Source organism: Enterococcus sp. AZ011 (assembly GCF_050548355.1).
In the GTDB taxonomy this organism is placed as follows: domain Bacteria; phylum Bacillota; class Bacilli; order Lactobacillales; family Enterococcaceae; genus Enterococcus; species Enterococcus faecalis.
On the sequence record NZ_CP172959.1, the window covers coordinates 2032602 to 2044287 of the forward strand.

Sequence of the window (11686 nt, forward strand, 5' to 3'; positions counted from 1 at the left end):
AATGGAAACAACATTTACCCATAAATGCCCCAACTGTGGCGGCCCGCTCTTATTTAATCCCAAAGATCAAAAATTTCATTGTGAATATTGTTTAAATATTTACACGGAAGAAGAAGTGACTCGTTATGAGCAACAGCAACATGAGGCGCATTTAGAGAATCCCTCAACAACGACTGCCGAGGAAAATTTGACTTTCACGGCGGAAGAAGAATCCTCCGCTACGCAACAAACAGAGACCACTGAGAATGAAGCAACTGCAGATGCAGGCACAATGGAAATTTTTAATTGTCCAAGCTGTGGCGCTCAAATTGTCACCGATGCAACAACGGCTGCCACATACTGTTATTATTGCCATAATCCAGTTGTCTTGGCTGGTCGATTAAGTGGCGAATTTTTACCAGAAAACGTCTTACCCTTTACAATTGAAAAAGACGAAGCGATTGAAAAATTTCTCGCTTGGACCAAGAAAAAATGGTTCATTCCCCGAGATTTTTTCAGCAAAAATCAAATCGATAAATTAACTGGGGTTTACTTCCCCTATTGGGTCGTTGATGCAGAAGTCGACGGACAACTGCAAGCTACTGGCACAAGTATTCGCATTTGGCGCGTAGGTGATATTGAATACACCGAAACAAAACGTTTCAATGTGGGACGTTCAGGAAAATTATCGTTTAAAGAATTAGTTAAAAATGCCTTGTCAAAAAACGTCCAACAAAAAATGGTGGAAGGCGTTCAACCATTTTTAATTGATCAAGCGGTGCCTTTCAAAAGCCAATACCTAGCAGGTTTCCAAGCAGAAAAACGCGATATTGAATATGAAGCAATCAAAAAACACGTCCAACAAGAATTACAAGATTATTCGGAATCATTGTTACGGGACTCTGCTTCTGGTTATACTACGTTGACAAATGTTCGCACGGATATTTCTCTAAACCAAGAAAATAATCACTATATGCTTTTGCCAATTTGGTTAGTCACCTATCGCAGTCAGGAACAATCAAAAAAAGTTTATTATTATGCCATGAATGGACAAACAGGTAAAGTAAGCGGTGTACTTCCAATTAGTTACACTCGTTTAGGATTAGTAACGTTAGGCATTTTCGCTGGACTCTTAGCACTCTTTTTATTAGGAGGTTATTTCCTATGAAAAAACGACTTTTACCTATTTTTTTCCTAATACTTCTTACCTTTGGCCTTGCCCTACCCGTTTCGGCGGCTGAAAATTCAATTGATGATGACGCACAATTACTGACACCTGATCAAATCAACCAACTAAAACAAGAGATACAACCTTTAGAAGAAAAAACAAAAGCCTCTGTCTTTATTGTGACCACAAATAATAATACCTATGGCGATGAACAAGAATATGCAGATCATTATCTTTTAAATAAAGTTGGCAAGGATCAAAATGCGATTCTTTTTCTCATTGATATGGACTTACGGAAAGTCTACATCTCTACTTCTGGAAACATGATTGATTATATGACGGATGCACGAATTGATGATACCTTAGATAAAGTAATGGATGGGATGAGTCAAGGAAATTATTTCGCGGCTGCTCAAACCTTTGTTCAGGAAACTCAAGCATTTGTTGACAAAGGGGTTCCTGGGGGTCACTATCGTGTGGACAGCGAAACAGGTAAAATCACCCGTTATAAAGCCATTACCCCGCTGGAAATGGTAATTGCTTTTGCTGCTGCGCTAATACTCAGCTTGGTCTTCTTAGGCATCAATATTTCTAAATACCAATTAAAATTTTCAAGTTATCAATATCCTTTTAGGGAAAAAACAACGTTAAACTTAACCTCCCGCACAGATCAGTTAACCAACTCTTTCATCACTACGCGTCGTATTCCTAAAAACAATGGCGGCAGTGGCGGAATGGGCGGTGGTGGTAGCACCACCCACTCAACTGGCGGCGGCACATTCGGTGGCGGCGGTCGAAGTTTTTAGATTTTTCGTAGAAATACCAACTCCTATAAAGAGTGATAAAAACCAACCGATTGAACCAAAACTATTTGATTCACAAAAAAACTCACCTAGCACTATTGAAGACGTAATGGCTTAGTTAAGAAATTTAAAACTGTTAGTTGATGAAGGAATTCTAACAGAAGAAGAATTTCAACAAAAGAAACGGCAATTGCTTCAATTAGATTAATAAAAAAATCCTGAAAAGACTCGTCATCTTTTCAGGATTTTTTTCTTCTTGGTATTTTCCCATAATTCTTGATAAGGTATTTCATGGATATCACGAAAATAAGCTACTTCAAACTTTTCAAAATCAGTTGACTGGCAGTTGCCGGTTAAAACACCAATTCCTGCTTTGCCATGACACGTTCCCATGAAAACATCCACGAGCGAATCACCTACCATAATTACTTCTGTCGCCTTCAATTGACATGACTGACAAAAGGCTTGGAGCATGTCCGCATCTGGTTTCGGTAAGTAACGATCTCCTGTCGCAATAAAATCAAACATTTCTGTTAAACCAAGATATTCCATAATCAACATAGTCGCTGGCAAAGTATCTGAAGTTGCTAATCCAATTTTATAGTTCTTCCGTTTTAGCTCAAGAAATAACTGTTTTAAATCACCAATTGGTTCAATCTTTTTCAGATTTTTTCGTAAATAATCATAAAAAAATTGCTCCAGCCATCGACTGCTGATTCCCTGTTCGACTAATTCCTCAAATTGCGCCAATTCCTGATAAAGTTCCTGATAAAGGACTTCATCAAGTAAATGTTTTTGCAAAAAACGTTGCTCCTGAATAGCTAATATCTTTTTTATTTCTGCTGAATGATGAGGGGCTAACATACTTAGTGTTTCAAAACAAGCTTGCAAACCTGCTTGCCAAAGAGTGTCAAAACGAATACACGTACCATCTTTATCAAATAAAATTCCTCGATTTTCCATGAAAGAACACCTCAAAACGTTTGCTTTGCTTCCTATTTGTTTCTTCAAGTATACTAATCATTTATTTGATTTTGATATTCTTTTTGTATCATTTGTGTAAAAAAATATCAAAAAGCAACGAATTTAGAAAAATTCGTTGCTTTTTTATTAATCAATCACTTTTTTCACTTTGAATTCTTTTGTTTCAGTAGACGGTTCTGTTTGATCAGCTAATTCAAATAAAATATGGGTACCATTTTCTTCATCTTCAACGATAATCAGTTTTCCTGGAATCTTTCGAGTATCTTTCGCAATTTGGGCTTCTTTAATTAATTCTTTTTGATCTCTTTTTGAAGCAAGGGCATTTCCTAAATTAAAAAAGACAGTTTCTTCCATAATTAACCACTCACTTTCTCTACTTTTCTTAAGTCAATTATAGCATATCCCTAGAAAAAGTGGCAGCTTGTGTCCTTTTACTTTCATTTAAGCATCAATAATCAAAGAATAAGCATAAGGACTTTCATAAATTCCTGAAGTATAATAATTGAGCCTCTTTTTAAATAGCGGGCCGTCAATTACCAACGTATGGTACTCCCCGTTTTCTCCGCAAATATCTAATTGATGCTCTTTAAGGTACGTGATAAATGTTTCATTTAACGGTTCTCCTAAAAATTTTATTGGAATGCCTGCCTCTTTGCTGACCGTTTTGATAATTGCTGTGTACCCTTTTGCCAAGAATTCTTTCACAAGTGCTTCGCGATTTTCCTGCCAAAGAGGTAATTGTGGTTCAAGTCCAGCACTTAACGCAACTTGGCGATCCCAAGCACCATTTTGTTCAATATCTATATCGCCAAAACAAACCGTTTCTGCACCTAATTTTTTGGTTTCCTGCAGTGCCTCAACCACTTTTTCTGTGTAATTTGTTTCATTGTTATGTGATATAACAAGTGGTAAATCTAACGCTTCGGCTGCTGCTTCTAAGACGGAGATTGGTATGCCGTGAAACCAAGAACGATTAATTTCATCACTTAATGTTGTCACTAACGCAACTGGCTGATTTCCTGCTTGTACCAATCGATCCATCGCCAATAAACAATCTTTACCAGAGCTATAACTTAAACAAAATTTTTTCATAAACGTTCCCTCTTTTCTCTATGACTATACCTCAAAACAATACATCCGTATACATATTTATTATTTAAGTATAACTAATACTGAATAGTTATTTGAATCAAAACATGGTATAAAATAGAGGTAAAGCAAGCTTTATTCACTTCTTTATATCTCTTTTCAACGGATGATCAGCTGGCGGAAACCAGCTGATCTTTTTTTCAAAAAACACAGCTATCTTTTGCAGTTTTCTTTTCCTCATGTTATAAAGAGATAGTAGGAAGCATTTATTCACTTCTTTACAAATCTATCTTAATCTTAGACAGTCGGCGGAAAACGGCTGTCTATTTATCTGGAAAAATTATGAACTCGTCAGCTAGTGGTCAGTTGACGAGTTTTATGTTATAATAATTAGAACACGAAAAATATTTTTAAACGAACCATTCAATTGTTTTGATGATTTTATTCAAAACTGGCGTGTCTAGAGAGATACAAGGATGTATTAGAGGTAGGGAATACATCGCTTAAATGAAAAATACTTGAATACTAGAAATAGTCTGATCCAACTTTAAAATAATAATATTGATTCGTTAGATAGCCTTCTCTTTAAAGAGAAGGCTATTGTCAATTAAAGAGTAAAACCACCGAATGTTTAAAATTAAACTTATCTCAAACATACCCTGTCAGTGTTTCACGCATTATCTCAATAAACAGCAAAAATCCAGAAGAGAGACTCTTCTGGATTTTTGCTTATTTAACGATACTTTTTTAAATTTTGTTAATCAATTTAAAATAATCCACATAAGTGCATAATTGGGAAAACAAATAATAAACTATCAAAACGATCTAAAATACCACCATGACCTGGCAAGATGTTACCAGAGTCTTTCACGCCATAATGACGTTTGATAGAAGATTCAACCAAATCACCGAATTGCCCTACTATAGAAAATAGAACCGTCAATACAAGCATCACCGGCATTGGATAAGGAAATAGCCCTTTATTAGCTGTGAAAACTAAAAACAACGCTGCTACAACGACGGCTGATAAAATACCACCAAGTGCACCTTCTATTGTCTTGTTGGGTGAAACATCTGGCATCAATTTATGACGACCAAATCGGCGTCCAAATAGATATGCACCAATATCCGTTGCCCAGACAATGAATAAAGCAAATAACAAGACTTCAAAACCTGCGGAACGGGCACTAATAAAGTTCTGGAACCCCATCCCTACATATAAACTGACAATAACTGGAAAGCCAGCTTCTTCAATCGTATATGTATTTTTAGAAATTACCGAAGCACCTAACAACAACATTACAGTGACATAAAATAAAATGAAATTTGTTTGCATTTCCGGCAAAAAGTTTAACCATTTAATTGTCGGGATAACTAAAAAAACGGCCCCTAATGCTGATAAAACACCTTCAAAACTTAATAACGTTAATCCTTTCATACGGAATAACTCGTACACGCCGACTACTGCCAAAGCAACAGCGGCAATCTCAATTGCAAAACCACCATACCAGATAATTGGAATAAAGATGATTAATGCGACGATAGCTGTGATGACACGTTGTCTCACTGCGGATCGCTCCCTTCTGTTTCTGTAGTTTCTTTTAGACCACCAAAACGACGATTACGATTTTGGAAAGAAGCAATCGCGGTTTCTAAAGTGTCTCCTGAAAAATCAGGCCATAATGCTTTTGTAAAAAACAACTCGCTATAAGCAATTTGCCATAGCAAGAAATTACTAATTCTCTCTTCCCCACTTGTTCGAATCAACAATTCTGGATCACGAAGTTCCGTGGGTAAAAAGCCAGTCATTAAGTGATCTGCGATCGTTTCTTCTGTAATCTCATCTGCCGTATATGTTTTTTCTGAAACCTCTGCAGCAATCTGTTTCATGGCAGTTAGTAGCTCCGCACGCGCCCCATAATTTAAAGCAAAGTTCAAAACCATGCCCGTATTGTCCTTGGTTTGCTCAATGGCGCGCTTAACAGCATCTTGCGTATGGCTTGGTAGAAACTCTTGGTAGCCCATTACATTGACTTTAACATTTTCCTTAATTAATTCAGGCACGAATGTATCAAAAAAATCAACAGGCAATTGCATTAAGAAATTGACTTCATCTGTTGGTCTCTTCCAATTTTCCGTTGAAAATGCATAAAGTGTTAAAACTTTAACGCCTAAATGACTAGCATGCTTCGTTATTTTTTTAACCGTATCCATGCCTTCTTTATGTCCAGCAATTCTCGGCAGTCTTCGATTCTGTGCCCACCGGCCATTTCCGTCCATAATAATGGCAATGTGCTGCGGAATTTGGCCTTCTTTATCAAAGGCGTACTGGCTTGCTTCTTCTACATATTTATTTTTTTGCGGAAAAAAACGTAACATCTTTTTCCCTCCATTCCAAAAAATCTATCTTAATTATTATAACAATAACTAATGCAAATGCCTATGCATAGTCCCTGAATTTTCCTGATAATTAAGAAATTCCTTGTAACTTTATCATTTATGGTCCTTTTTTAAAAGAAAAAAACTTAGACTTGGCAGGTAAATCAACATGATGTATCTGCCTAGCTCTAAAATTTTAAATAAACAACGGGACAGGAGCAGCTTCTTCGGAAATAAGCTGAACGTCCTTGAGAGACAAAAAGCATCTTTCAGAACTTTCTTCTTATTTCTTGAAGCTTAACACGCCTGTCCCGACCTCAAGTTTTTATTCTATTGTCTTTTTCTCTTTATTCATTGACTGGAACAATGGCACCGTTCCATTTTTTCGTAATCCAATCTTGGACTTCTTTGCTACGTAACACTTTGACTAATTTTTTTACATTTTCGTTGTTTTCGTCTTCTTTACGAACCGCAATAATATTGGCATAAGGTGAACTTTCTTTTTCTAAGGCAATCGCATCTTTTTTCGGATTTAATCCTTGATCCACGGCAAAGTTTGAGTTAATTAAAACCGCAGCCCCTTCTTCATTGTCATAAAGAGTGGTCATGATTGCTGGATCACTTTCATGATTGAATTTCAACTTTTTAGTATTTTTATCAATATCATCGAAAGTAGCAGTTGTCCGGTCTACCCCTTCTTTCAGCGTGATTAAACCAGCATCTTCTAAAATCGTTAAAACACGTGGCCAATCTGAAACGGAAGAGCTAACGTAAATCGTTGAACCATCAGGAATTTCTTGTAACGATTTGTATTTTTTCGAGTAAAGCCCAACTGGTTCTAAATGAATCGCACCTGCATTCACAAAGTCATAATCATTTTCTTTAACCGCTTCATTAAAGAACGGCACATGTTGGAAATAGTTGGCATCGATATCGCCACTTTCCAACGCCTTGTTAGGTAGCACGTAATCTGTATAAGTCGTCACTTCTAGTTTTACGCCTTCTTTTTCTAATAAAGGTTTTACATGTTCTAAAATCTCTGCATGCGGAACCGGTGAAGCTCCAACTTTCAAGACCGAGTCATCACTCTTTTTATTGCCGCAAGCCCCTAAAACTAAGACAGCTACTGCTACAGTAATTACTGACCATAATGTACGTTTTTTCATCTTATTCCCTCCATTTATCGTTTATCTATTTTTTTAGCGACTGTATCCCCAAGCCATTGAATCGCAAAGACAATAATTAAGATACAAATCGTTGCTACTAAGGTAACTGTATTTTGACCACGTTGGAAGCCATCTTGATACGCCAAACTTCCTAAACCGCCCGCTCCAATAGCAGCTGCCATTGCAGTATATCCCACTAAGGAAATGGTTGTAACGGTTAAGCCAGAAACAAGCGCTGGCAGACTTTCTGGTAATAGAACTTTCCAAATTATTTGGAAACGATTGGCCCCCATTGCTTTGGCTGCTTCAATCACGCCTTTATCGACTTCACGAAAAGCAATTTCGACCATGCGAGCATAAAAAGGTGCTGCGGAAATAATCAATGCTGGTAAGGAACCTTTGACACCAGACATACTCCCTAAAATAATTTTTGTAAAAGGAATTAACAGAACGATTAAGATAATAAACGGAATCGAACGGAAAATATTTACAAAAATGGCCACTAGCCAATACAGTAATCGGCTCAAAATCCCTTTTCTGCCTGACGTTTCAAAAAGTAATAGTCCTAAAATCAACCCTAAAATGGCGACCACTATGATTGAAATCCCTGTCATATAAAGTGTTTCAATCGTTTTTTCTTGTAGTTTACTTATATCAATTTGCGAAAAATCAAAGAAACTTGCTAAGCCACGATTATTCATTTCCAATCACCTCTGTTTCTACACGAAGTTTACGTAATCCTTCAATGGCTGCTAGAATATTTTGCTCTTCGCCTAATAATTGAATATAAAGAGAACCCACTGCACCCTGCTTTGTTTGCTGAATGTTCCCTTGAATAATACTGACTTCTACTTGATATTCTTGGACAATATGCGAGATAATTGGCAATTTCGCTTGTTCGCCGTGGAAAAGCAGGCGAACAATTTTTCCATTCGGATATTGTTCCAACATTTCTTCAACAACCAGTTCCGTTTCTTCAATGTTTTTATCCGCTTCTTGTTGGATAAAGCGTTTCGCAATTTCTGTTTGAGGCTTTTTGAAAATATCGATCACTTTACCTTCTTCAACAATTTCACCATATTCCATCACAGCTACGCGATTACAAATTTTACGAATCACGTGCATTTCGTGGGTAATTAATACAACCGTTAAATTTAATTCTTGGTTGATTTTTAGTAGTAATTCTAGCACTTCATCAGTTGTCTGCGGATCCAAAGCACTCGTTGCTTCATCACAAAGCAAAATGTCAGGATTGTTAGCTAAGGCACGGGCAATCCCCACTCGTTGCTTTTGCCCACCAGAGAGTTGACTTGGGTAGGCGGTTTCCCGTCCTTCTAAACCAACCAACTTGATTAACTCTTCTGCGCGGCTTTTCCGATTTTGTTTTGGAACGCCAGCAATTTCCAATGGGAGCATGATATTTTCTAGGACCGTCCGTGACCATAATAAATTAAAATGTTGAAAGATCATCCCAATTTTTTTACGGAAGTTTCGTAGTTCTTTATTTGGCAACAATGCAATATCTTGTCCTTGAATTTCTACTTCACCTTCTGTAGGTGTTTCAAGTCCATTCAATAGGCGAACCAACGTACTTTTTCCTGCACCTGAATAGCCAATAATGCCATAAATATCACCTGATTCAACTGTTAAATCAATATCTTTTAAAGCCGTGACTTTACCCGCTTTACCGGAAAACTCTTTTTTTACATGACGTAATTCAATTAATGCCATTTTGTTCTCCTCTTCTTTCTGTTCTACTTTCTTATTTTGAAGGTTTCGCACTTTTTATGAAACGAATTTGCTTAATAAAAACAAAAAAACTTCCATCCTTTTGCTATTACAGCAAAAAGGACGAAAGTTTGTCATTTCGTGATACCACCTTAATTCGCTATTATTTCTCAATAATAACCTCATACGGTACTTGATTCTTCGCATACCGTTGGCTGTAACGGGCGCCCCGTAGTAAGTTCACTGCTTCGCTCACTTACTCTGCTCAAAGACCATCTTCCATCTTAAATCTGTTACCCATTCTCAGCAAACAGGGCTCTCTTCAAACGTCCTTAACATGTACTCTTCTTTTCAAAGCTTTCTTTTGATTAGATTGAGAAAATTATAGCAATAATCATTGGCCTTGTCAACGTAAGACTAAAGATTTTCAAATTCTGTTGGTTCAACATCTGCTAAAACAGCAATCCAGGCATTTTCTTCATCTAATGCACTTGGCTCTTGATCAGCCGCTTCATTAATCGCAACTACCTTACCAGATAATGGACTACTGAATTCACTGACTGCTTTTTCTGCTTCTAATTCAATTAAAGAGTCACCTTTAGCTAATGTTTGTCCGACTTTGGGAAATGTCGCAAAAGTAATCTTCCCTAAATCCTCTTGGGCTTCGGCGGTTAAACCAATTTTATAACCTGCTTCTGTTGGTAAGATCCATAATTGATCGATTTGTTTCATTTCACTCATTTTCCAAGCACTCCTTCGTAATCTGCTTCTTTAAAACCATTCGTTAGAAATGTATTGTCTTTTAAGAGAATTGGACGCTTAATCAACATGCCATCCGCAGCTAAACGCTGACTTGCTTCTTCAATAGAAAAACTGTCAACAAGATCTTTTAAGCCTTGTTCTCTATATAAAACCCCGCTTGTGTTAAAAAAACGACGAACAGGCAAGCCGGTCTCTTTCATCCATTTTGCTAATTGTTCACTACTAGGCGGTGTTGCTTTAATATCAATTGCTTGGTATTTAACGCCTTGTTGGTCTAACCAAGCTTTCGCTTTTTTACAAGTTGAGCATTTAGGATATTCATAAAGTGTGTACATTTCTACCCCTTCTTTCTTCTTTCTTTAACGACCACTTCTGGTACGAACCGTTTCTTGTTGGTAACGCATGGACATAATTAAGCCCACCCCAATCATGTTACCTAAAATGGAAGAACCACCTTGACTAATAAACGGTAATGGAATCCCAGTTAATGGTAGTAAACCAATATTCGCTCCAATGTTTTCAAAAACATGGAACAAAATCATCATGATAATTCCTGTGGCAATGTAGGCATAGAATTCATTATTTGTATCAAAACAAACGCGAATCATGCGGTAGATTAAAATAAAATACAACAAAATAATGAAACAGCCACCAATAAAGCCAAAGTTTTCACCAACAACTGTAAAAATCATATCTGACTCACGAACAGGGACATACACATCACTCACGTTAAAGCCTTTTCCGAAAAGGCCCCCAGAACCAATTGCTGTTAATGCTAGCGCTGGTTGGAATGAGCGATCTGGATCTGTATGGAAAGGATTTAGCCATAAATCAATCCGATCAAATTTATAGGCTTCGACCCCTAACTTAGACAATAAATCTCTACCTGTTTCTGTTGTAATCAAGTAAATAGTTCCTGCCCCCACTAGAGCAGCTAAAATAAAAACTGGCACAATAATTTTCCAAGTAATGCCAGACATTAAGAAAACTCCCCCAAAAATGGCTAAGAAAACTAACATCGTCCCGAAGTCTTTTTGTAAAAGTACTAAAACAATTACCGGAATCGCCACTAATAGCATTTTAGCGATTAGCCAAAAGTCGCTTTTGAGTGTTCGGTCCACATATTTAACATTATGCATGGTCACTATATAGGCCAACATCAAAATAAACGCAATCTTCATCAATTCCGATGGTTGGAATGTGGTGCCACCAAAGCGAATCCAGTTTTTAGAACCTGTTTGCTCTGCTAGCACGGGGTCATAGAATTTCAGTAGTAATCCCATTAATACTAATCCAAGTGCATAAAAAACGGGCGTTAACCGCCAGAGTAATTTTGAGCTAAAATGCATAATAATGACAATACTTAATCCTCCGACTAAATACCACAGTCCTTGTTTCATTAACAAGCTACCAATTTTAGGTTTGCTTGGATCATTGTAAAGCGCTACGTAAAGCGATAGCATACCAATTAGTGATAAAAGAAAAACTGGTAATATCACGCCGTAATCAATTCGACTATCTAAATTTGTTTTCTCTTTTCTATTCATTCGTCATCCCTTTTCCTTTGTTCATACGTTTTTTATTATATCTTTCTCACAGAAGAAAAGAAAGGAATTCTACTATATTTG

Annotated in this window: 13 protein-coding genes, 1 pseudogene and 1 other annotated feature; of the genes and pseudogenes, 3 read left to right on the top strand and 11 right to left on the bottom strand. The window is 37.0% G+C overall.

The window, feature by feature from the left end; all coding sequences use genetic code 11:
* Position 1 precedes the first annotated feature (1 nt).
* From IGL36_RS09780 to IGL36_RS09790, 3 genes and pseudogenes are all read left to right on the top strand, one after another.
* Complete coding sequence (locus IGL36_RS09780) at positions 2-1147, top strand: hypothetical protein (RefSeq protein WP_002398018.1); 1146 nt, start codon at positions 2-4, stop codon at positions 1145-1147.
* Positions 1144-1953, top strand: a complete 810-nt coding sequence (locus tag IGL36_RS09785; protein ID WP_002398017.1) for a TPM domain-containing protein — start codon at positions 1144-1146, stop codon at positions 1951-1953. Before IGL36_RS09780 ends, IGL36_RS09785 begins: the two co-directional genes overlap by 4 nt.
* Positions 1954-1963: 10 nt before the next feature.
* Positions 1964-2158 (top strand): annotated as a pseudogene (locus IGL36_RS09790) (SHOCT domain-containing protein); the annotation flags it as partial.
* Positions 2159-2181: 23 nt separating this feature from the next.
* On the opposite strand, the gene IGL36_RS09795 reads toward IGL36_RS09790, so the two are convergent.
* The 11 genes from IGL36_RS09795 to IGL36_RS09845 form a co-directional block, all read right to left on the bottom strand.
* A complete protein-coding gene (locus IGL36_RS09795; RefSeq protein ID WP_002390007.1) occupies positions 2182-2913 on the bottom strand; it encodes an HAD family hydrolase in 732 nt (243 codons plus the stop codon).
* Positions 2914-3060: 147 nt separating this feature from the next.
* A complete protein-coding gene (locus IGL36_RS09800; protein ID WP_002356649.1) occupies positions 3061-3288 on the bottom strand; it encodes a hypothetical protein in 228 nt (75 codons plus the stop codon).
* An 87-nt stretch (positions 3289-3375) separates the two neighbouring features.
* Positions 3376-4026: a diphthine--ammonia ligase gene (locus tag IGL36_RS09805; protein ID WP_002372215.1), complete on the bottom strand. Its 651-nt coding sequence runs from the start codon at positions 4024-4026 to the stop codon at positions 3376-3378.
* Positions 4027-4789: 763 nt separating this feature from the next.
* Positions 4790-5590 carry a phosphatidate cytidylyltransferase gene (locus IGL36_RS09810; protein WP_002359680.1) on the bottom strand — a complete coding sequence of 267 codons (801 nt, stop codon included), beginning with the start codon at positions 5588-5590 and terminating at the stop codon, positions 4790-4792.
* A complete protein-coding gene (locus IGL36_RS09815; protein WP_002356646.1) occupies positions 5587-6402 on the bottom strand; it encodes an isoprenyl transferase in 816 nt (271 codons plus the stop codon). The genes IGL36_RS09810 and IGL36_RS09815 overlap by 4 nt, the downstream gene beginning before the upstream one ends.
* A gap of 347 nt (positions 6403-6749) precedes the next feature.
* Positions 6750-7568 (bottom strand): MetQ/NlpA family ABC transporter substrate-binding protein, encoded by an 819-nt coding sequence (locus tag IGL36_RS09820; protein WP_002359679.1) that lies wholly within the window; start codon positions 7566-7568, stop codon positions 6750-6752.
* A gap of 14 nt (positions 7569-7582) precedes the next feature.
* Positions 7583-8269, bottom strand: coding sequence for a methionine ABC transporter permease (locus IGL36_RS09825; RefSeq protein WP_002356640.1), 687 nt, complete (start codon positions 8267-8269; stop codon positions 7583-7585).
* A complete protein-coding gene (locus tag IGL36_RS09830) occupies positions 8262-9299 on the bottom strand; it encodes a methionine ABC transporter ATP-binding protein (protein WP_002356639.1) in 1038 nt (345 codons plus the stop codon). The genes IGL36_RS09825 and IGL36_RS09830 overlap by 8 nt, the downstream gene beginning before the upstream one ends.
* 113 nt (positions 9300-9412) lie before the next feature.
* Positions 9413-9660 (bottom strand) — a binding site (T-box leader).
* A gap of 53 nt (positions 9661-9713) precedes the next feature.
* Positions 9714-10028 (bottom strand): glycine cleavage system protein H, encoded by a 315-nt coding sequence (locus IGL36_RS09835; RefSeq protein WP_011109554.1) that lies wholly within the window; start codon positions 10026-10028, stop codon positions 9714-9716.
* A 5-nt stretch (positions 10029-10033) separates the two neighbouring features.
* Positions 10034-10393: an arsenate reductase family protein gene (locus IGL36_RS09840; RefSeq protein ID WP_002359675.1), complete on the bottom strand. Its 360-nt coding sequence runs from the start codon at positions 10391-10393 to the stop codon at positions 10034-10036.
* A gap of 24 nt (positions 10394-10417) precedes the next feature.
* Positions 10418-11605: an FtsW/RodA/SpoVE family cell cycle protein gene (locus IGL36_RS09845; RefSeq protein ID WP_002356636.1), complete on the bottom strand. Its 1188-nt coding sequence runs from the start codon at positions 11603-11605 to the stop codon at positions 10418-10420.
* Positions 11606-11686: the final 81 nt, after the last annotated feature.